The following is a 22,078-nucleotide window of genomic DNA, read 5'->3' as shown; positions in this document are numbered from 1 at the left end:
CTAAAACCTTAAGCTAAAATCCCTTTTTTAGGGCCACTTTTTCCGTGGCAATCTTTATATTTTTTACCACTTCCGCAAGGACAAGGAGAATTTCTAGGAACTTTTGTAACTTGAGCTTCACCACTTTCATCAACACCACTTTCAGTAGTATTGGCTAAAAATTGTTCATTTTGTTCTTGTGTTTTTTCTTCGAAAATTTGTGCTTCTTTTTGGGTAAATACAACATTAAATAGTAGTTTTAAACTATCAAATTTAACACGCTCTACTAATTCCATAAAGAGATTATAGCTTTCTTTTTTATATTCAACCAAAGGATCTTTTTGATTATAACTTCTCAATCCTATACCTGTTTTTAAAATATCCATTTGATATAAATGTTCTCTCCATAGATTATCTAAGATCTGAAGATATAAAATTCTCTCAATCCTTCTTGCTTCTTTGTCTTCAATAATACTCATTTTCTCTTTATAATTTTTTTCTAAAATTTCACTCAGTTTATTTTCTATTTCAGTAGTACTTAAATCTTTAAAATCATCTTCATTTAATTCTATGTTGCATTCATAGTTCACTTTTTGCTTTAAGGTATCAAAATGCTTTACTTCATCTTCTAACTCCGCATTTAAATAAATTTCACCGATTAAATGATTGCTATACTCAGTTATATTTTTAAGAATTTTATCTTGCAAGTTAAATTCTTCATCTAGTAGTTCATTTCTATAATTATAGATAGTTTTTCTTTGTTCATTTGCTACATCATCATATTCAAGCAAATGTTTTCTACTTTCAAAATGCAAACTTTCTACTTTTTTTTGAGCATTCTCAACTGCTCTTGTAACAATACGACTTTCTATATGTTCACCTTCTTCTATACCTAATCTTTCCATAATATTTTTAATACGATCGCCACCAAAAATTCTTAAAAGATTATCTTCCAAACTTAGATAAAATCTACTTACACCAGGATCGCCTTGACGCCCAGCACGTCCACGAAGCTGATTGTCTATTCTTCTACTTTCATGACGTTCAGTTCCTATAATATAAAGTCCGCCTAATGCTTTTACTTCATCATCAATTTTTATATCCACACCGCGTCCTGCCATATTAGTAGCTATGGTTACGGCTCCTTTTTTACCTGCATCTTGAATAATTAAAGCTTCTTGCTCGTGATTTTTAGCATTAAGTACATGATGAGGAATGCGTTCTTTTACTAGCATATTATGAAAAACTTCACTTCTTTCAATACTTGCAGTCCCTACCAAAACAGGCTGACCTTTAGCATTTGCATTTTTTATTTCTTCAATAACAGCTTTAAATTTTTCATTTTGTGTTTTATAAATCAAATCATCTTTATCTAATCTTGCAATAGGTATATTTGTAGGAATGGAAACAACATCTAAACTATAAATTTGGGAAAATTCCGTTGCCTCAGTTTGTGCAGTACCTGTCATACCTGCTAATTTTTTATACATTCTAAAATAATTTTGAAAGGTAATATCTGCCAAAGTTTGGCTTTCTTCTTGAATTTTTACTCCTTCTTTTGCTTCTAGTGCTTGATGCAAACCATCACTAAAGCGTCTACCTTCGCTTAACCTTCCAGTAAATTCATCAACTATTACTACTTCTTTATCTCTTAATACATAATGCACATCTTTTTCAAATAGATTATGTGCTTTTAAAGCTTGATCAAGCTGATGAGCTAAAATTGCATTATCAAGACTATATAAATTCTCTACACCAAATAATCTTTCAGCCTTTGAAATCCCAGCTTCTGTAATCATAATAGTTCTATTTTTTTCATCTACTATAAAATCACCGCTTGGGGTTTGTGGAGGCAATACTGCTTCGCCTCTTTGCATTTGCTTAGCAACTTCATTTGCTTTGATATAACCATCTAAAGTTCTATTTGTAGGTCCACTTATAATAAGTGGAGTTCTTGCTTCATCTATTAAAATACTATCAACTTCATCTACAATAACAAAATTATGCTCTCTTTGCACTTTTTCAGATTTTGAAAATTTCATATTATCACGTAAATAATCAAAACCAAATTCATTATTTGTTCCATAGGTTATATCACATTCGTAGGCTTTTTTATGTGCCTCATCACTATTTTGCTCTGAAAGTATTACGCCTACACTAAAACCTAAAAAATTATATATAGCACTCATTTGCTCTGCATCTCTTTTTGCTAAATAGTCATTTACAGTTACTACATGCACACCTTTGCCACTCATAGCATTTAAAACAACTGGTAAAGTGGCTACCAAAGTTTTACCCTCACCAGTTTTCATTTCAGCTATTTTACCTTCATGTAAAACCATACCACCGATTAGTTGCACATCAAAGTGACGCATATTTAAAGTTCTTTTTCCAACTTCTCTAACTATAGCAAAAACATCATTTAAAATTTGATCTAAAGTTTTCTCTTCTTTTTGAATTAATTCCTTAAAATCTATAAACGCTCGTTTTAATTCTTCATCATTAAAATTTTGATATTTTGATTCTAAAGCATTAATTTGTGCAACTCTTTTTGAATATTTTTTTATTTCTCTATCATTTTTTGTGCCAAATATTGCTTTAAATACACTAGAAAACATTTCTTTGCCTTTATTTTTAAAAATATATGTTATATTATATCTTCATTTTAATTAGAACTATATAAAAAGTTTTATTTGATTAACTTTTATATAATTTTAAACAATATACAAAAAAAGGATATTTATGAAGTATTTTATTTTTTTTATTTTATTTAGTATAAATATTTTTGCTTTTAATATAAATTTTGAAAATTTTAGTAGTGATTTCGAGCAAAAAGTAAGCAATAATAGTCTTTCACTGAGCTATAAAGGAAATTTTATTATTACTAAAAATAAAGCTTTTTGGAATTATATTAAACCAAACAATAAACAAATTTATATCAATAACAAAGAAATAGTAATTATAGAACATGAACTAGAACAGGCTATTTATACCCAATTACAAAATTTACCAAATCTCCAAGAAATTTTTAAACAAGCTAAAAAAACATCACAAGAAAATTATGAAGCAAGATATGAAAACATTATTTACAATATAAAAATCGAAAATGATAAACTAGAAAACATCTCTTATAAAGATGAATTGGAAAATTCTATTGTTATTTACTTCTATAATCAAAAATTTAATCAAAATATAAATAATGAAATTTTTATTCCAAAAATTCCAAGTCATTATGATATTATTCAATAAATTAAAAGGGTAGTTCTTTAAACAATTCTTGTTCTTTATTTGGAGCTAACATTTGCATTTGTGTATTTTCCATAGTTTTTAAAATCATATCCATTGTTTCTTTACTTACATTGGCATCTTGATTGTAGCTTGTGTTAATATCCTTAACTGTATTATCATTTATCTGTGTAGTATTTAAGTCTTTTATTTGACTGATATTTTGTTCCTGGTTTTTTGTTACTTCAGAAACAGATTTAATTTTTTCTTTTATATTTTTATTTTTTGATTCTAAATCTTTCACAAAACGCTTAAGCTCTTCTAAATCAAAATTAGCTACTGAATTTAATTTTAAAATATAAATATTTTTAATCTGTGTATTATATTTTTTATTACTAAATTTAAGCAAAGTGTCTTTGAAATTATTTTTACCTATTTCTGTAAACAAGTCTTCATAAAAATAACTAGATATAATAGTATTTAAGGCATCTATAATTTTTTTTTCTTCTAAATTTTCTCCTTCAAAATCCAAAGTAATTTCGATTTTCTTTAAAGTGTTAGCACCTGTTTTTGAATATAAATCTGTCCTAAAATTTTCTATACTTAAAGAATTTGCCAAAATATTTAAATACATCAAGAGTAAAACTATCAACCATTTCATAATTCATTCCCATCATCTTCTAAATTTATAAATTCTTTTTCCAAATAAAATCTTTTTACATCTTCATCGGTTTTTAAAACCATTAAAAAATAATTCTCAAAAGGAATTCTACAATTATATACAATTTTTAAATTATTAGGATTAATAGCTCTAGAAAGACATACATATAATTGCCCTTTTTCAAAAATTCCATCAATATCACATATTAATTTATCTATACTCATACCTTGGGATTTATGAATTGTTATAGCATAAGCTAATTTTATAGGAAATTGTATAAACTTGGCTTTGACTTTAACTTTTATTTTTTCATCTTCACTTAATTCATATTCTTCTAAAGTATATTCATAAGGTTTTACTTTTAATTTTTCTCCATTATTTTTTTCAATTAGGATATATTTTTGATCTTCATCTAATAAAAAATCCAAAATAATCCCTTGCTCTCCATTGTAGTAGTTTTCTTCCTTATTATTTACGCAAAAAATAACTTTGGCATTTATTTTTAACTTTAATTCTTCTAAAGAATTTAAACTATTAATCCATTGTTTGTAAATTTTATCATCTAAAGTAGAATCTAATTTCTCATATTTTGCATTGAAAATTTTTTCTTCAGAGCTTAAAAGACTTAATTTTTTCTCATTTATTTGATTGGCTTTTTTATTTGTAGCACATAATAAAGTATATTCATCCATATAGCAAAGCAAATTTTTTGGTAAAATTAACATTTCTTTAAAAAAACTCAGCATTTCTTGATTTATTTTGCCTATTCTTAAAAAAAATAAATACCTATAAAACTGCATATCTAAAGTTCTTTTAGTGATACTAAGCTTTAAATTTACAATATGTAAATCATTCCAAGCCTGTGATGAAAAAGCATATAAGGTATCTTGAAATAAAGTATTTTGAATCTGATTTTTTTTAAAAGGAATTACAGGAGGAAGTTGAAAAAAATCTCCTACCAATAAAATTTTGCCATTAAAATCACTTTTTATTCGATAATAAATCATCTCCATTAAAGAGGCACTTACCATAGATATTTCATCAATAATTAATAAATCACATTGTTTTAAAATACGTTTTAATTTTTCTAGTTTATCTTTTTGTTTTTTGTCTTCATAGTACAATTCATCATAATTTTGACATCTTTTGAAAGCAAAGAAACTATGCAAAGTCATCCCGCCTATATTAAAAGCACTAATGGCAGTAGATCCCAAAACAATAACAACTTTACCCTGTTTTCTATAAAACTTTACAAGCTCCATTGTTAAAAAAGACTTGCCAACACCAGCTCCGCCACTTAAAAATACATTATTATCTTCTAAAAATTCAGCTAATTTGTTTAATACCATTTTCAACATAATTAAAAATATGATTTATTTATTATATCTATTTTTATTGTATTTGAAAAATAAAGCTTTTGAAAATATCTTCAAAAGCTTAAATTAAAATTTGATAATAAATGATAAGATTAAAATCAAACAAAGAGCAAATATCTGAGAAGGTCTTTGAAATTTATTTGAATCTTTTAAATTTGATCCTTCAACCAAAGGTATAACGGTTGATAAAGCAGCAACGGGTCCGCCTGTTAGAAAATATTGAGCTATAGAAGCTCCACCTGCTGCTACAAATGCCAAAGCAAAATTATAATTACAAACTTCCATAGTAGCTTGTAAAAATGGTAATAAAATAGCCGAACTAGCTCCATAGCTTTGTGTTATAAATCCAGCAAAAACAGCTACTATAAACATTGCTTGAACAGGAGCTATATTCAAAATTGGTTCAAACACATCAGCAATAGATTTAGCAAGACCTATTTCTTTTATAGCTGCACTCATAAATAAAAAAGTTATAGTGGCAACCAAAGGTATAGCTATTTTACTAACGCCATTTATCATATCTTTTTCTGCATTAAAAATATTTACTTGTCCTAAAAAAATTGTTAATATACTAGAAAAAACTCCCAATAGAAAAATGGGATAACCCAAAATAAAACCACAAAATAAAACCACAAATGGTAAAAAAACAATATAAACATTATATTTATTTTTTTGGTTTTCAATTTCTTTTATAGCTATATTTATTTTGTCTTTATCAATCATAATAGAATATTTTTTTCTATATATTTTAGATCTTATAGCAGAACACAATATCAAACATACTGCAATAAATATGCCAAAAATATTTATAAGCCCAAAACCGATATTTGTAGCTCCAATAATCGCAACTTGAGTTGGATGAGTAAATCCTCCAAAATTTCCAAGATGACCAGCATGACCATGTATTGCCGCTGAATGATTTGGGTTCATGCCAAGTAAAACAGAAGGTTTAGCAGTAACAACAGCTGTAACAGATGGTTGAGTGAAGCCTGTTAACATGCCTATTACACCAGATCCGACTGCACTTGCAAATGCAACTCCTTCTCCTCCGCCAATCCTTCTTCCAATTTTAATAATAATTTTAATAATATCATCCATAAAGCCACTAGATTGCATAACACCAATAAACATTAAAATTCCAGTCATATCTAAAATAACAGGATTTAGCCCAGAAAGTAAAAGTGTATTAATTAAAATATTTTTTGATTCAAACATAGCAATTATCACACTTATAGTAGTACCAACAATAGCTGTTATATATAAAGGAGTTTTTCCAATAACCATAAACAATAAGGTAATACTCATAAAAATTTGTGAAATAAATAAAAGACTCATGTTTTTTCCTTATTCTAAAAATACATATAAAATGAGCCAAATTCTTCTGTAATTTCTTCTTTACTAAAATGATTAGAAAGTAATAATGTCAAAAATAATCTAGCTTTTAAACTATCAAAAAAACTTCCCATAATAAAGCCACTTTTTTGCATATCCAATTCACTACCATTGTAAGCATAAGTGTTATAAGCACTTATTCCACTTCCAGTTCTAGTAGTAATAACACAAGGAATATTCAAATTAAAAGATTTTAACTTTTCAGCAGCTTCAAAAGATACGTGTCCTGCACCAAATCCATCTATTATCAATCCATCGTAATCTTGTAATTTATCTAAAAAATATATGTCTCCAGATAAGCAAGTAGGGATAATTGCAACTCTTTTATTTATTTTCTTTGGAATATTATAAATTTTATTTTTATACACAGGCGTGATATATCTTACTTTATTTTCGTATATATAACCAATATTTCCGCCATTTATAGAAATAAATGTATCCAAAGAAAAAGAGTTACTTTTATGAAGAAATCTTGGTTGATATATAACATGATTAAAACAAACTAACACTCCTCTATTATATGATTTCTTATCACTAGCAACAAGAATGGCTTGGTGCAAATTACTAGCACCATCACTTCCTAATTCGCTTGGATTTTTCATAGCCCCAGTGACAATCATAGGAATTTCCTCATCCCACAACAAGCTTAATAAAAATGCACTTTCTTCTAGTGTATCAGTGCCTTGCGTAACAACTATACCATTAGAATTATTTCTAATTTCATTTTTTGCTACTTTTATGATTTCTAAAATATCTTCAAATTTTAAAGATGGGCTTGGTACTGCCAATACATTTTTTGTTTCTATGTTTATATTTTCTGTTAAACCAATGCTATCTACTAATGCTTTTGCACTTAATTTAGGACTTACCCCTCCTAGTTCATCTTTTAACATACAAATAGTACCACCTATACCTAAAACACTAATTTTCATACCAATCTCCTTTTTTAAAGTAAGCTAAATGTAAATCAATTGTATAATTGACTTAAAATTAACTTATCATCATTACTTATTTCAAAATATCAGGAAGCTCATGAATAATATTGAGTTCTAAAAGCTTTTTATAAACTGCTTTTGTGTTTGATTTTGCAATATATTTCTCAGAATAGTAGCCATTAACTACACGAAATAAACTCATATAATCTAAACCATACTTTTGAGCAAATTTTTTAAGATTAATATTATTATCATCAAAATATTTCTTTAACAAATTTCATCCTTCAATTTGTAATTTTTATTTCAAATTGATATTTTTAAGATACAATTTAGAAATAATTTTTATACATTATATAGTTATTTTATTTATATGTCAATATTTTTATAAATAAAATAACTATATTAGAAAGAAAAATAAATGGAAGATTTTAAAACATTAGTAGAAGATATGAAGAAATTTTTTAATGTAACCAGTCTTGAAATGGTTGCAAAAAAACTAGGACTTGAGAAAAGTACTGCTATAGGATGGAGACAAAGAAGAAGAATTTCAGCGAAAGCTATCTTGAAATTTAATCAACTAAAGTATAAACAAAATAACTATATAATTCAAAACAATATTATAGAACAATCTGAAAAAACAAACGATGAAGATATAATATCGATCCCTTTTTACAAAGATTGTTTTATAGTGACTGATTTTACTAACAATCAAAATGCTGATATACAAAAAATTCCTTTTAATAAAAAAGATTTAAATAGTTTATTTAATTTACAAGGTTTTTTTAAAATAGGTATCATATCTATGATAGGTAATAGTATGGAACCAACAATAAAAGAAGGAGATATGATTATTTTTCAAAATGATGATTCTAAAATAGAAGGTGGTATTTACATTGTCGAGTATCAAAATGAAATTCTTGTTAAAAGAATAAAGAAAAGACCTTTATGTCTTATTAGTGACAACAAAGAATATCCTATTATCAATATAAAAGAAGCAGATAAATTGAAAATCATAGGAAGAATTATTGGTACTTATGCTTTTAATTATAAAAAATTATAAGTTAAAGTTTGTATTAAACTTTAAGTATATCATCACTCATTTTTTTAATGTTGTCATTCTCATCAAAATTTACAACCTTTCTAACATCAGCCATAGCTGATTCAAAGTTTATAGATGATCCTATAGTTTGACTTAAAAGTCCGCCTGTTACTAAGGTTTTTAAACTTAAAATTTCATTTTTGATACTTTCTTTTTGTGCCTTAAGCTGTTCGCTAATTTTTGAATTTAGTTTTAGTTGATTAAGTTGCTTTTCAAATCCTTTAATGCCGATTTTTGTTTTACTAAGAACTTCTTCTAAAGCTTTAAAATCTTTGGTTGCTTCTTTTATAACAGATGCATTCTTTAATACAAATCCTAAAGCGATACCAATTCCAATACTTCCAGCATTTTCCACATTCAACCCTTTTTAAGTGTTTGTATTTTAAAATTTTTGCTATGAATAAAAAAATACTTTTAACAAAAAGAGATTATCTCTACTCATATGGCTTTGCAATTGTTTGCTATATTGGCATTTTTTGCACTACTTATAATGATGAAATTTCTTTTTTTGCCAATATTTTTATAACATTTTTTGTAACTTTGTTTGTTCTTCTTATTGGTTTTTTTCTTGGTTTATCACAGCTTATTCAAGCTTTATTTATGATAAGTTGTGAAATTTTATTTTTTATTTCAAAACTTATTTTTAAACTTTTTAAAAAACTTTTTAGAGCCAAAAACAGCCACAAACAACTTCTAAATCCTAAAGAGTTTTAGTTTTTAACAATTCTTTTGCTATTTCTAAAGCTTTTTCAAATTCATCTAAATCTAAATCTAACACCTCATTTAAACCCCAATGCAAACTATGGCTTATAAGAGCTATAGCTTCTAAGCTATAGCTCCTGCTTCTTGCAAAAAATCTTTAAGAGCGTTTTGCAAAGCCATAAAATCTTTAAGATTTAATTCTTCTATATCACTTTCTTGTTTATTTGTAAGTGTAGCTATCATATAAATAGTTTGATCCATTTCTTTATCACTTTTATTGGTAGCATTTTTTAAAACACGCACATTAGGTGCTTTCATTTTTAACTCTTCGCCATTTTCAAGTTTAATTAGTTTTTTTATTTTATAACTTATTTATATACAAAAACAATGTTTGCTTAATATAATAAAAATATGCAAAGTTTATAAAATATAAATATAAACACAAAATAAAGAAATTTGGAAAAACTAATGCAATTATTACGCTTGGGAAAGTGGAAGAAGATAATAAAAAACAACAAGAGTTAATTAAAATTAGATAAGGCGGTAGGAGTTGCACCTACAATACAGGTCCGATCTCATCCATGTTGATGAGCACCTATCGACTACTACATTGCGATCATCAACCTTATCTAACTAAAATAATTCTACCCTTACTAAACTAAAAAGGAGTTTAAATGGTTTTAGCTTTAGGAGAATTTGAGTTTAAAGCCTTAAATTTTGATAATTTAGAACGAAGTTGTGATTATAAAATTACTAGTTTAAATAGACTTAACAACCATAATGCTTTATTTGCAAGTTCTAAAGAAAGTGAAAAGATTAAAATACAAGGCAAAACCTTGCCATTAAAATTACTTCTTGTTAATCTATAATAAACCATCTCCATCAAAGAAGCACTTACCATAGAAATCTCATCTATAATTAATAGATCACATTGTTCTAAAATGCGTTTAGTTTTTTCTAATTTGTCCTTTTGTTTTCTATCTTCATAATACAATTCATCATAATTTTGACATCTTTTAAAGGCAAAAAAACTATGCAAAGTTGTTCCACCTATGTTAAAAGCACTAGAACCTAATACTACTACAACTTTATCTTGTTTTCTATAAGATTCTATAAGCTCCATAGTCAAGAATGTTTTGCCTACACCAGCACTACCACTTAAAAATACATTACTATCTTTTAAAAAATTTATCAATTTATCTAAAATCATTTTGGCATGATATAATGTTTTTAAAAATATCAAAAACTCCATCTAATTATTTTAACAAACACCTATCACACACCATTACACCATTTTCAAATAAAACAACTATTTTTTAATATTTTCATATTTATGAATAACTATAAATTTTTAACAATAACTTCAACCATATATCCAAACATAACAATCTTTACAATTTAAACTTTCACTCCACAACAATAATAAATTCACCTAAGCACAACCTAAAGCAATATAATCGATAATCTCAAATAAACTAAGTTAAACTCACTTAAACCACATCACAGAATAAAAATTCCACAATAAAACAATCTACTCCAACTACACTAAAACCATATGAGAATTCAAAAAAACCTAAGATAAACACGACACAATAAGATCCATCTATAACCCAACAACAAAAAAACAACTATAATAATCCAACTAAATCCTCTAAATTATACATATTAAAAAACTAATAAACCCAAACAAATCATCAAATAACTTATTAGAATAATACAATCAACAATACATACTAAAAAATAAAAAAGTAAAATATAAACCTAGCTAATAAGATTTAATCTAGCTCAACAATCTAAATAAAACTTAATACAATCAATAATATAAATAATATAAATAACAAGAATAAACTAAATCAAAAAAATGAATATAAGTAGTAGTAAGAATAATAAGAATTAACAAGTCCGCAATGAGCTACTTTCCCCCTGCCAGTAAGGCGTAGTATCATCACCCACGATGTGCTTAGCTTCTTGGTTCGGGATGGGACAAGGCGTCTCCACATCTGTATAATCACGGACATTGTTATTTAAATATTCCATTAAAAGTATAAAAACATAGTAAAATAAAAAATAATCAAATAAAACTATTTTTATTTTAGTTTTCTCTTAGTCTTGTATTTAGATATTTTATTTATCTAAGCTAAATACTTTATTGTTTTACTTTAGAATACTTAAAAAACAATGTTAAGAGCAAATTCTAATATAAACTTTACTTGTAAAGATTTTATCAAGCTTAAATATCATTTATTGAAATATTTTATAAAAAACATTTAAAGCTTTATAAAAACCTTAACAAGGAAGTGATGCTTATAAAAAAGATAAGCCAAACGCTCTATTAGTACTGGTCAGCTAAAGGACTTTCATCCATTACACACCCAGCCTATCAAACTAGTAGTCTTCTAGAGAGCTTAGAGAAGATTCATCTTAGAGTTGGCTTCACGCTTAGATGCTTTCAGCGTTTATCCGTTCCAAACTTAGCTACGCTGCGATGCTCTTGGCAGAACAACAGCTACACCAGTGGTTTGTTCAACCCGGTCCTCTCGTACTAGGGTCAAATCTCTTCAATCTTCTTACGCCCACGGCAGATAGGGACCGAACTGTCTCACGACGTTCTGAACCCAGCTCGCGTACCGCTTTAAATGGCGAACAGCCATACCCTTGGGACCTGCTCCAGCCCCAGGATGCGATGAGCCGACATCGAGGTGCCAAACCTCCCCGTCGATGTGAGCTCTTGGGGGAGATCAGCCTGTTATCCCCGGGGTACCTTTTATCCTTTGAGCGATGGCCCTTCCACACAGAACCACCGGATCACTAAGACCGACTTTCGTCTCTGCTTGACTTGTATGTCTTGCAGTTAAGCTGGCTTATACCTTTATACTCTACGAACGATTTCCAACCGTTCTGAGCCAACCTTTGTAAGCCTCCGTTATTATTTGGGAGGCGACCGCCCCAGTCAAACTACCCACCAGACATTGTCCCACTTGAGGATAACTCAAGCTGGTTAGCTACCCAAATAAGAAAGAGTGGTATCTCAACAACGGCTCATATACAACTGGCGTCATATACTCAAAGCCTCCCACCTATCCTGCACATTCTTATCCAAATAGCAGTGTCAAGCTGTAGTAAAGGTCCACGGGGTCTTTCCGTCTTGCCGCGGGTAGGAGGAATTTTCACCTCCACTACAATTTCACTGGATCCCTCTTTGAGACAGCTCCCATCTCGTTACGCCATTCATGCAGGTCGGTATTTAACCGACAAGGAATTTCGCTACCTTAGGACCGTTATAGTTACGGCCGCCGTTTACTCGGGCTTCGATCAAGAGCTTCGCTAATGCTAACCCCATCAATTAACCTTCGAGCACCGGGCAGGCGTCACACCCTATACATCCTCTTACGAGTTAGCAGAGTGCTGTGTTTTTGGTAAACAGTCGGGAGGGACTCTTTGTTGTAAGTTTCTTTGCTTTCGGAGTAAATCCTAATACAAAGCGAACCACACCTTATACCGAAGATACGGTGCTATTTTGCAGAGTTCCTTAAAGAGAGTTCTTCCACGCGCCTTAGAATACTCATCCCACCCACCTGTGTCGGTTTACGGTACGGGCAACATTAGCTAAACTTAGAAACTTTTCTTGGCTCGACGGCATCAGCAATTCTCCTCGCTGTCCGAAGACTTTGAAGAGCCTTTCAGATCTCGGAGTATTCTTATACGGATTTGCCTATATAAGCTCCTACTTCCTTAGACTAGCACTTCCATCCGCTAGCTTGCTTAGCCCTAAGCGTCCTTCCATCGCACACTAATGTTGGTATTGGAATATTAACCAATTTGCCATCGCCTACCCCTTTCGGACTTGGCTTAGGACCCGACTAACCCTACGATGACGAGCATCGCGTAGGAAACCTTGGGTTTACGGCGTTAATGATTCTCACATTAATTATCGCTACTCATGCCTGCATGCTCACTTCTATTCGCTCCAGCACTCCTTACCGGTATACCTTCGACGCAAATAGAACGCTCTCCTACCACTTAGTAAAACTAAGTCTACAGCTTCGGTACTTACTTTAGCCCCGTTATATTTTCCGCGCAAAATCACTAGACCAGTGAGCTATTACGCTTTCTTTAAAGGATGGCTGCTTCTAAGCCAACCTCCTGGTTGTTTAAGTAACTTCACATCGTTTTCCACTTAAGTAAGATTTAGGGACCTTAGCTGGTAGTCTGGGTTGTTTCCCTCTTGACGACGGATTTTATCACTCGCCGCCTGACTGCTGTGATTACACTAAAGGTATTCGGAGTTTGATAGGGTTTGGTACATTGGTGTATGCCCTAGCCCATTCAGTGCTCTACCCCCTTTAGTTACGACACAACGCTATACCTAAATATATTTCGGAGAGAACCAGCTATCACGAAGTTTGATTGGCCTTTCACCCCTATCCACAAGTCATCCCATAGCTTTTCAACGCTAGCGGGTTCAGTCCTCCACTAGTTCTTACACTAGCTTCAACTTGCTCATGGATAGATCACTTCGTTTCGGGTCTGCAGCATCTGACTTAATCGCCCTATTCAGACTCGCTTTCGCTACGGCTTCGCGTGTGCTTAACCTTGCCAGACACCACAACTCGCAGGCTCATTATGCAAAAGGCAGTCCATCACACTGTATTGCTACATAGTGCTCTGAATGATTGTAAGCAAATGGTTTCAGGTTCTATTTCACTCTGATCACCTCAGTTCTTTTCACCTTTCCCTCACGGTACTTGTGCACTATCGATCTGGTATTAGTATTTAGGGTTGGATCGTGGTCGACCCAGCTTCAGACAAAATTCCACGTGTTTCGCCCTACTCAGGATACTGCTAGCTAAGGTTTGGTTTTCGTATACGGGACTATCACCCTCTATGGCTACACTTTCCAGAGTGTTCTACTAACCTTACCTATTGCACATTGCAGTCCTACAACCCCCAGTGCAAGCACTGGGTTTGCCCTCTTACGCTTTCGCTCGCCGCTACTGACGCAATCTCTATTGATTTCTTTTCCTGTAGGTACTAAGATGTTTCAATTCCCTACGTTCGCTCCATTATGGTAGTATATATCTCTATATACTGGGTTGCCCCATTCGGAAATCTACGGATCAAAGCTTCTTGACAGCTCCCCGTAGCTTATCGCAGTCTAGTACGTCCTTCATCGCCTTTACCAGTCAAGGCATCCACCATTCGCTCTTAGTAGCTTACCTTTTTTACCTTTTATTCTAAAACGCATCACTTCCTTGTTAAAGTTTTTATGATAAGACTTTTACTATCTTAAGACGGAAAGCATTTAAACACTTAATAAAAATACCAAAAGTTTATTTTAGATTTAAACTAAGTTGTGAGTTTAAAACTTATCTTTAACTAAAAGCTAAAGAAAAGATAGTTAGGTTTTATCCTTTAACAAGTCCTGTAAAATTGTTTTTATTAAAACTTGCTTGTGACTCTTAACAATGATAATTCAAATAACATTAAATAACTAATTCAATATAACCCACTTTAAGACTAATGCAAATCTTTATAAGCTTATATATTTTATTATTTATTTAACTTAGGTCTTAAAACCTAAAGCAAGTATATATAAAGAGTTTAAATAGTTTTAAAAATATAATAAATACTTTTAAATATTTATATACTTGCTTTAAGTTTTAAAACTTATTAATATTTAAATTGATAAACAAATCTTTTTTGATGGTGGGCCTAACAAGACTTGAACTTGTGACCTCACCCTTATCAGGGGTGCACTCTAACCAGCTGAGCTATAGGCCCTTAATAATGGTGGAGAATAGCGGGATCGAACCGCTGACCTCCTGCGTGCAAAGCAGGCGCTCTCCCAGCTGAGCTAATTCCCCAAAATTAGCTTTTCATCAATCTTTGAAATCTAAACAAGGATGATTGAGTTTATATATGAACTGATAGTTGTGAGACTTATCAGTTTGTACTCTAGAAAGGAGGTGATCCAACCGCAGGTTCTCCTACGGTTACCTTGTTACGACTTCACCCCAGTCGCTGATTCCACTGTGGACGGTAACTAGTTTAGTATTCCGGCTTCGAGTGAAATCAACTCCCATGGTGTGACGGGCGGTGAGTACAAGACCCGGGAACGTATTCACCGTAGCATGGCTGATCTACGATTACTAGCGATTCCGGCTTCATGCTCTCGAGTTGCAGAGAACAATCCGAACTGGGACATATTTTATAGATTTGCTCCACCTCGCGGTATTGCGTCTCATTGTATATGCCATTGTAGCACGTGTGTCGCCCTGGGCATAAGGGCCATGATGACTTGACGTCGTCCACACCTTCCTCCTCCTTACGAAGGCAGTCTATTTAGAGTGCTCGGCCGAACCGTTAGCAACTAAATACGTGGGTTGCGCTCGTTGCGGGACTTAACCCAACATCTCACGACACGAGCTGACGACAGCCGTGCAGCACCTGTCTCTAAGTTCTAGCAAGCTAGCACCCTCATATCTCTATAAGGTTCTTAGGATATCAAGCCCAGGTAAGGTTCTTCGCGTATCTTCGAATTAAACCACATGCTCCACCGCTTGTGCGGGTCCCCGTCTATTCCTTTGAGTTTTAATCTTGCGACCGTACTCCCCAGGCGGTATGCTTAATGCGTTAGCTGCATTACTGAGATGACTAGCACCCCAACAACTAGCATACATCGTTTAGGGCGTGGACTACCAGGGTATCTAATCCTGTTTGCTCCCCACGCTTTCGCGCCTTAGCGTCAGTTAAGTTCCAGCAGATCGCCTTCGCAATGGGTATTCTTGGTGATATCTACGGATTTTACCCCTACACCACCAATTCCATCTGCCTCTCCCTCACTCTAGATTACCAGTTTCCCAAGCAGTTTAATGGTTAAGCCATTAGATTTCACAAGAGACTTGATAATCCGCCTACGCGCCCTTTACGCCCAGTGATTCCGAGTAACGCTTGCACCCTCCGTATTACCGCGGCTGCTGGCACGGAGTTAGCCGGTGCTTATTCCTTAGGTACCGTCAGAATTCTTCCCTAAGAAAAGGAGTTTACGCTCCGAAAAGTGTCATCCTCCACGCGGCGTTGCTGCGTCAGGGTTTCCCCCATTGCGCAATATTCCCTACTGCTGCCTCCCGTAGGAGTCTGGACCGTGTCTCAGTTCCAGTGTGACTGATCATCCTCTCAGACCAGTTAAGCGTCATAGCCTTGGTGAGCCATTACCTCACCAACTAGCTGATACTATATAGTCTCATCCTACACCGAAAAACTTTCCCTACTCAACTTGTGTTAAGCAGGAGTATAGAGTATTAGCAGTCGTTTCCAACTGTTGTCCTCTTGTGTAGGGCAGATTAACTATACCTTACTCACCCGTGCGCCACTAATCCACAACTAGCAAGCTAGTTGCTTCATCGTTCGACTTGCATGTATTAGGCACGCCGCCAGCGTTCACTCTGAGCCAGGATCAAACTCTCCATAAAATTATAGATAGTTTAATCTTTTTCTTCAAAGAAAAAGTATTTAAAAGATTAATAAAAATAATCTTTAATTATTTAATTGATAGATTTACATAAATAAAGTAAATCTCTGGCTCAATCGATCACTTATTTAGATTTCAAAGATTGACTATAAGATTTGATTAACAATATTAATAATTTAAAGAACAATTAAAAATTAGAGATTGAAATATCTTAATTTTTACTTACCTTTTTTTAAGAAAAGGAAATGAAATTATATCTATATAAGCTTAAAGTTTTATTAGGATAGAAAGAAATTTGGATAGTTAGAACAAGAAAGATAAAAAATGAATAGGTGTTTTTTAAAGGTTAAAAAACCTAGGGTGTTAAAAATACACCCCACCACTTAAATATAATTTCATTCTATGATCATCATCTAATTTGTATTTGTGTAATGCTCTTGCTCCATCAAGTTTTATATAATACTCATTAGCTTTATTATAAAGTATTTGTAAGCCTAGTGCATCTAAGAAATGATCATCTACTAATCTATTACCTGAATCTTTTTCATACCAAGCATAACCTATATCATAAAAGGGAGTAAAATAAAAATTAGTATTTGGTATATTTATTCTTATACCAAAGTTAGCTACTATAGTATTATCTCCATCACCTTCTCCATTATCATAAGCTCTTACTCCATAAGCTCCACCCAAAGATGAACTTTCAGAAGAATCAAGCTCAAAATTCCCTAATACCTTTTGATAGTTTATATTAACAGTATGAGTAATATATTCATTAAAACTATAATAATTATTCAAACTAGCATTGAGTTTTCTAAACCAACCAAAGCCATTACCACCACTTTTAGATGTATCTCCAAATACAGTAGTTCCATCATCTTTTACCTTACCTATGCTTATTTTAGCACTATAACTTAAGGTATTGTTTTCAAAGCCTCTAAATAAACCTTCTAAACCTACACTTCCTACATTAGAACTTTTATCAAAGGTTAAAAGATCTAAGGTTACATCACTAAGTATTTTATGATATATACTAGAAGTTATATAAAAAGATGAATTAGTATTAATCCATATAGGATAAGAAAAATCTATACCAAAATTCCTAGAAGTACCACTAAAACCTAAACCCTCATATTCTCTTCCTAAATAATAAGTTCCTTGAGATATACTAGGAGTAATTTTTAAATTACCTACAAAGAAAGTATAACTGGCTCCATAATTGATTTGTTTTTCATCACTAGATTGTAAGTAAAAATTATAATAATCTCCCATATTAAGTATAGAATTAAATCCCATACTAATACCAGCTCTATATTCTCCTGCACTCTTAATACCATAATTATCACTATATATTAATACATTAGCCTTAGTATCAGGTTCTACTTCTATAAGAATATCAGTTTCACCTACATTCTCTCCTGCTTGTAAACCTGCTAAGGTTTGAAGTCCATACATTTCATTGACTTTATATACACTATCTTCTATTAATTTAGTAGAAATGATTTTACCTTTGATTCTTTGATTGAGCTTACTTTCTAAAAAATGATCTTTTATAGTAGTTTTATTTTTTATTATATACTTACCTAATACTCCTAAAGAAATATTAACTTGAATGTTTTTTCCATCAAATTCTTGTTGAGGAATATAAGCTGTTGCTGCAGGATAACCATTTACTTGAAAATAATAAGCAATGATATTAGATATATCTTGTAAATCTTGTAAGCTAAATCTTCTTGTTTTAAACTCACTCACTAAGCTTTGTAAATCTTCTTCTTTAATACCTAGTTTTTCAAAGCTAGTGTTTTCATTAGTAAGAACAAATTTATATTGAGTGAGTATTTTTTTATTAGTAGTAGTATTAGAATTATTATTGTTAGTTTTATCTTTTGTATTAGTGGTTGGGTTGGTATTAGTTTGATTGTTTAAGTTATTAGTAGATGATTTAGCTTTTTCATCTTCTTGTTTAAATTTTTCTTCTAATTCTTGTTTTTTTTCTTCAAAGTCTTTTTTAGCTTCTTGGCTTTTTTTATAATCATCTTGGGTTTTTAGATTTTCTTTGATAGCTTTATTTTGAGGGATGTTTTTATCAGGGGATAATTCTATAATTTTTCCTATATCATTTTTAGTTATAGTGATACTTCCATTATTAGCATAAACTAAAGAACTAATTGCTATGGTGCTAAGTAAAAGTTTTTTCATATTGGTTTTTTCCTTTATTTTAATTAATCTTTTATTTTAAAGTTAAGAGTTTTTGTTTTTTTATTTATTTGTTTTTAATTATATAAACTACTAAAAATTAGTAGTTTATATAGATTGTTTTTAAAAACTTCCAGTAACACAAGGATTCATAGTTTTAAAATTATCACTTACTATACAAATCTTTCCTTTTTGCATTAGGGCTGTTTCTTCTACTTCTTCTTTTTCGTTTTCTTCATATTCAAAAGTAGGTGTTTGTTTTTGAGCATTAGCTACTTGGCGTGATACTTTTTTATAGTCTTCATTTTCATTACCATTAACTATTACTTCATCTAAATTAGGTGTAAGTAAGGCTAAGTTTTTAAACTCACCTATTATTTTAAAGTGATTATTTGAATCATTGCTTGTTTTGTTTTGCCAAGTTTGTAATAATACTTGATTATTATTTATACTAGCAAAAAGTTCTTTACTAAGATTGTTTAATCTATCTACTTCAGCTTTTAAAGAATTTAAAGTTGCATCATTTTTTAAGCTAGGATTTTCATTGACTTTTTTAACATAGTCATTATATTTAGCTATAGCTGTTTTTAATTGTTCTTGAGCTGTTTTTAAATCTATAAAGGCTTTGTTAGATTGTTTGACTAAAGGTTTTAATTTATCATTGATAAAGGCTAAAAGATTTGCTTTATTTGTAGCAAATCTTTGATAATTTCTATAATTTGTTTTATAGTCATTACCAAAACCTTCTAGTATTTCTTTCATACCTTCTTGACCATATAAGGCTTCTAGGAAAGATATACTTTGTTTTAGTTCTTCACTTATTCCTTTGATTGAACTAAGATCATTTATATCTATCCAGTAATTACCTGCAAGAATTTCTCTTAACCAAGTATTTAAATCATTTGCACTAATTACATCATCACTACCTAAGATTACATCAGGATTGGTTGGGTTAGATGGGGTAGATGGGTTAGTTGGTGGGGTAGGTCTGCTTATAGTATTTACTTTAGATAAAAAGTCTTGATAGAAACTTTCTTGGTTTGAGTTGTTGTAGGTGTGGATTTGGATTTTATCATTGCTACTACCCCAGTAATTTTGATCGTATGTTGCATTAGCTAAATCATTTGTATGATGATAGATATGGATATTGTCAAGGGTACCAGTAAAATCACCTTTACCAAAGAATTTACCTGCATAAATATAATTACCACTTGCACTTATACTCATGTTGGGATTAAAAAATATATAAATGTTTTTGAAGGTAAGTGATGAAGTACCAAAAGTGTAAATATAACCAGCAAAACCGCCGGCAAAGCTGCCACTATCATTAACACTACTAATATTCCCTATATTATTTAAAGAAATATTACTAAAGGTTGCACTCTCAGCATGCCCAGTAAAACCACCAGCATAGCTACCACCAACACTATTACTACTACTAATATTGCCTATATTATTTAAAGAAATATTGCTAAAGGTTGCAGCAACAGCATACCCAGTAAAACCACCAGCATAGCTACCACCAACACTATTACTACTAATATCCCCTATATTATTTAAAGAAATATTGGTAAGAGTGCTTTCATAAACATAACCAATAAAACCACCGACAAAGCTACTACTACTAATATCCCCTATATTATTTAAAGAAATATTACTAAAGGTTGCACTCTCAGCATACCCAGTAAAACCACCAACATTACCACCATTACTTCCACCACTACTACTAATATCCCCTATATTATTTAAAGAAATATTGCTAAAGGTTGAACCACTTATAGCATAACCCACAAAGCCACCAACATGGCCATAATTATTAGTCTTTATCCCACCACCCATATAATCTACATTGATATTTTTAAAAGTGGCACCAAGAACACCACCAAATATACCAACATATCTAGGTTTATTACTTAAAGAAGTTGTGTCTATATTGATATTTTTTAAAGTATAGCCTTGTCCATCAAAGGTTTTGTTAAAACCACCATAATAAAAATTTTCATTATGACCAACTATCATATTAGTACAATTACCTGCACTTAAACAATAATTAGCATAGTTTTGCCAGTCTCTACCTTCTACTCCTTGTCCTTTGTTACCACTAAAATCCACATTCCCTACTAATCTAAACTCATCAACATTTCGTGTATAACCTTTATCTTCATTCCACCCTTTAGCAAAGTAAAACCATTCTGTAGCATTAGCTTTTTCATTTTCCATATTACCTATAGTTAGGGCTTTTTTGAAGTTATTACTTCCTATATGAGTTTGTCCGTTAGTTTCTGTATAGTTTGTATTTTGTATATTGGTGTTATTTCCAAAATTATAACCATCATTAGCAAATTTATTCATTTGTCTTTGTATATAACCACCTTGTATAGCTGTTACATTTATAGTTGAATTTAAATTAGCACTATCTGCATCTATATATACATTATTTCCTACTAAGTGTGTAGTAGAATTACCTAGCTTACCACCTTGTATATCTACTTTATTGCCTATAAGCAACACTTTATCTGCATTAATATTACCCATATTAACTACATTACCAGCTTTAGATGGTTTAAATACAGGTGAAAAGCTTAAACCATCATTGAAATTATTCATATTAGCAAAGTTTTGCATAGCTGCACTATCCATAGATGAAGTAGAAGCCACAAAGCGATTAGCATTGATAGTTCCTGTTTTAGTAATGATTACTCCATTAGGATTGATTAAAAATACATTATTACCATTAGCATTTAATAAACCAGCTATAGTAGATTTACTTGTTCCATGAGCAATGTTTAGATAGTTTTTATTGCTTCCTCCAAAATTTACACTCTCACCTTGATTAATACTAAATCCACCACCCCATTGAATGACAGAACTAACTTTATGACCATTAATATTCATAGTATTACCATTAATGTTTATAGTTCCTGTTGTTCCATGAGTAAATTTACCTCCACTAGGTAAAGCCATTAGTGGAGAAAAAAGTAAAGATACTGTTATACCTGAAAGTATGATATGATGAGTTAGTTTTGTTGTTTTCATATTTGC

At 31.1% G+C, this 22,078-nt stretch carries 12 protein-coding genes, 2 tRNA genes, 3 rRNA genes and 2 pseudogenes; 3 read left to right on the top strand and 16 right to left on the bottom strand.

Going from position 1 to position 22,078, the window contains the following annotated elements; genetic code table 11:
• Positions 1 to 8: 8 nt before the first annotated feature.
• Positions 9 to 2,597, bottom strand: coding sequence for a preprotein translocase subunit SecA (gene secA / locus CAQ16704_RS02785; RefSeq protein ID WP_039666777.1), 2,589 nt, complete (start codon positions 2,595 to 2,597; stop codon positions 9 to 11).
• A gap of 124 nt (positions 2,598 to 2,721) precedes the next feature.
• On the opposite strand from secA, the gene lolA reads away from it, so the two are divergent.
• Entirely contained in the window at positions 2,722 to 3,228 is a 507-nt protein-coding gene (gene lolA / locus CAQ16704_RS02780; RefSeq protein ID WP_039666776.1) for a LolA-like outer membrane lipoprotein chaperone, read from the top strand.
• A gap of 1 nt (position 3,229) precedes the next feature.
• Here the strand turns inward: lolA and CAQ16704_RS02775 are convergent, their stop codons facing one another.
• The 5 genes from CAQ16704_RS02775 to CAQ16704_RS02755 form a co-directional block, all read right to left on the bottom strand.
• A complete protein-coding gene (locus CAQ16704_RS02775) occupies positions 3,230 to 3,865 on the bottom strand; it encodes a flagellar basal body-associated FliL family protein (protein ID WP_052244979.1) in 636 nt (211 codons plus the stop codon).
• Positions 3,862 to 5,214, bottom strand: a complete 1,353-nt coding sequence (locus CAQ16704_RS02770; protein WP_039667702.1) for an ATP-dependent DNA helicase — start codon at positions 5,212 to 5,214, stop codon at positions 3,862 to 3,864. Before CAQ16704_RS02770 ends, CAQ16704_RS02775 begins: the two co-directional genes overlap by 4 nt.
• 93 nt (positions 5,215 to 5,307) lie before the next feature.
• Complete coding sequence (locus CAQ16704_RS02765) at positions 5,308 to 6,576, bottom strand: hypothetical protein (RefSeq protein ID WP_039666775.1); 1,269 nt, start codon at positions 6,574 to 6,576, stop codon at positions 5,308 to 5,310.
• 14 nt (positions 6,577 to 6,590) lie between these two features.
• Complete coding sequence (locus CAQ16704_RS02760) at positions 6,591 to 7,565, bottom strand: asparaginase (protein ID WP_039666774.1); 975 nt, start codon at positions 7,563 to 7,565, stop codon at positions 6,591 to 6,593.
• A 76-nt stretch (positions 7,566 to 7,641) separates the two neighbouring features.
• A complete protein-coding gene (locus tag CAQ16704_RS02755) occupies positions 7,642 to 7,842 on the bottom strand; it encodes a hypothetical protein (protein ID WP_039666773.1) in 201 nt (66 codons plus the stop codon).
• Positions 7,843 to 7,986: 144 nt separating this feature from the next.
• On the opposite strand from CAQ16704_RS02755, the gene CAQ16704_RS02750 reads away from it, so the two are divergent.
• Complete coding sequence (locus tag CAQ16704_RS02750; protein ID WP_039666772.1) at positions 7,987 to 8,628, top strand: S24 family peptidase; 642 nt, start codon at positions 7,987 to 7,989, stop codon at positions 8,626 to 8,628.
• 13 nt (positions 8,629 to 8,641) lie between these two features.
• On the opposite strand, the gene CAQ16704_RS02745 is transcribed toward CAQ16704_RS02750, so the two are convergent.
• Both CAQ16704_RS02745 and CAQ16704_RS02735 read right to left on the bottom strand, forming a co-directional pair.
• On the bottom strand, positions 8,642 to 9,022 hold the full coding sequence (locus tag CAQ16704_RS02745) for a hypothetical protein (RefSeq protein WP_039666771.1): 381 nt from the start codon (positions 9,020 to 9,022) through the stop codon (positions 8,642 to 8,644).
• A 470-nt stretch (positions 9,023 to 9,492) separates the two neighbouring features.
• Positions 9,493 to 9,687: a phage tail assembly protein gene (locus tag CAQ16704_RS02735; RefSeq protein ID WP_052244978.1), complete on the bottom strand. Its 195-nt coding sequence runs from the start codon at positions 9,685 to 9,687 to the stop codon at positions 9,493 to 9,495.
• 356 nt (positions 9,688 to 10,043) lie between these two features.
• Here CAQ16704_RS02735 and CAQ16704_RS08135 point away from each other — a divergent pair.
• Positions 10,044 to 10,217, top strand: a pseudogene (locus tag CAQ16704_RS08135) (phage tail protein); the annotation flags it as partial.
• On the opposite strand, the pseudogene CAQ16704_RS02730 reads toward CAQ16704_RS08135, so the two are convergent.
• The 8 genes and pseudogenes from CAQ16704_RS02730 to CAQ16704_RS02695 form a co-directional block, all read right to left on the bottom strand.
• Positions 10,199 to 10,576: pseudogene (locus CAQ16704_RS02730) on the bottom strand (AAA family ATPase); the annotation flags it as partial. The pseudogenes CAQ16704_RS08135 and CAQ16704_RS02730 sit on opposite strands and share 19 nt — an antisense overlap.
• Positions 10,577 to 11,268: 692 nt before the next feature.
• Positions 11,269 to 11,385: ribosomal RNA gene (rrf, locus tag CAQ16704_RS02725) — 5S ribosomal RNA — on the bottom strand.
• A gap of 295 nt (positions 11,386 to 11,680) precedes the next feature.
• Positions 11,681 to 14,588, bottom strand: a 23S ribosomal RNA gene (locus tag CAQ16704_RS02720).
• 485 nt (positions 14,589 to 15,073) lie between these two features.
• A tRNA-Ile gene (locus CAQ16704_RS02715) sits at positions 15,074 to 15,150 on the bottom strand.
• Positions 15,151 to 15,157: 7 nt separating this feature from the next.
• Positions 15,158 to 15,233, bottom strand: a tRNA-Ala gene (locus CAQ16704_RS02710).
• Positions 15,234 to 15,328: 95 nt separating this feature from the next.
• Positions 15,329 to 16,841, bottom strand: a 16S ribosomal RNA gene (locus CAQ16704_RS02705).
• Together the 16S, 23S and 5S rRNA genes with 2 tRNA genes alongside form the textbook arrangement of a ribosomal RNA operon.
• Positions 16,842 to 17,203: 362 nt before the next feature.
• The gene (locus tag CAQ16704_RS02700; RefSeq protein ID WP_039666768.1) at positions 17,204 to 19,039 is read right to left on the bottom strand and encodes a ShlB/FhaC/HecB family hemolysin secretion/activation protein; all 1,836 of its coding nucleotides are present in this window, start codon (positions 19,037 to 19,039) and stop codon (positions 17,204 to 17,206) included.
• A gap of 120 nt (positions 19,040 to 19,159) precedes the next feature.
• On the bottom strand, positions 19,160 to 22,072 hold the full coding sequence (locus CAQ16704_RS02695) for a two-partner secretion domain-containing protein (RefSeq protein WP_039666767.1): 2,913 nt from the start codon (positions 22,070 to 22,072) through the stop codon (positions 19,160 to 19,162).
• Positions 22,073 to 22,078: the final 6 nt, after the last annotated feature.

It is taken from the genome of Campylobacter sp. RM16704 (assembly GCF_000816245.1).
Classification (GTDB): domain Bacteria; phylum Campylobacterota; class Campylobacteria; order Campylobacterales; family Campylobacteraceae; genus Campylobacter_D.
Note: the sequence above shows the minus strand (reverse complement) of the source record. Positions and strands in the feature narration are given on the sequence as shown.

Coding starts and splice junctions, on each gene's coding strand:
- secA (WP_039666777.1), bottom strand. CDS start 2,597: ATGTTTTCTAGTGTATTTAAAGCAATATTTGGCACAAAAAATGATAGA.
- lolA (WP_039666776.1), top strand. CDS start 2,722: ATGAAGTATTTTATTTTTTTTATTTTATTTAGTATAAATATTTTTGCT.
- CAQ16704_RS02775 (WP_052244979.1), bottom strand. CDS start 3,865: ATGAAATGGTTGATAGTTTTACTCTTGATGTATTTAAATATTTTGGCA.
- CAQ16704_RS02770 (WP_039667702.1), bottom strand. CDS start 5,214: ATGGTATTAAACAAATTAGCTGAATTTTTAGAAGATAATAATGTATTT.
- CAQ16704_RS02765 (WP_039666775.1), bottom strand. CDS start 6,576: ATGAGTCTTTTATTTATTTCACAAATTTTTATGAGTATTACCTTATTG.
- CAQ16704_RS02760 (WP_039666774.1), bottom strand. CDS start 7,565: ATGAAAATTAGTGTTTTAGGTATAGGTGGTACTATTTGTATGTTAAAA.
- CAQ16704_RS02750 (WP_039666772.1), top strand. CDS start 7,987: ATGGAAGATTTTAAAACATTAGTAGAAGATATGAAGAAATTTTTTAAT.
- CAQ16704_RS02735 (WP_052244978.1), bottom strand. CDS start 9,687: ATGAAAGCACCTAATGTGCGTGTTTTAAAAAATGCTACCAATAAAAGT.
- CAQ16704_RS02700 (WP_039666768.1), bottom strand. CDS start 19,039: ATGAAAAAACTTTTACTTAGCACCATAGCAATTAGTTCTTTAGTTTAT.
- CAQ16704_RS02695 (WP_039666767.1), bottom strand. CDS start 22,072: ATGAAAACAACAAAACTAACTCATCATATCATACTTTCAGGTATAACA.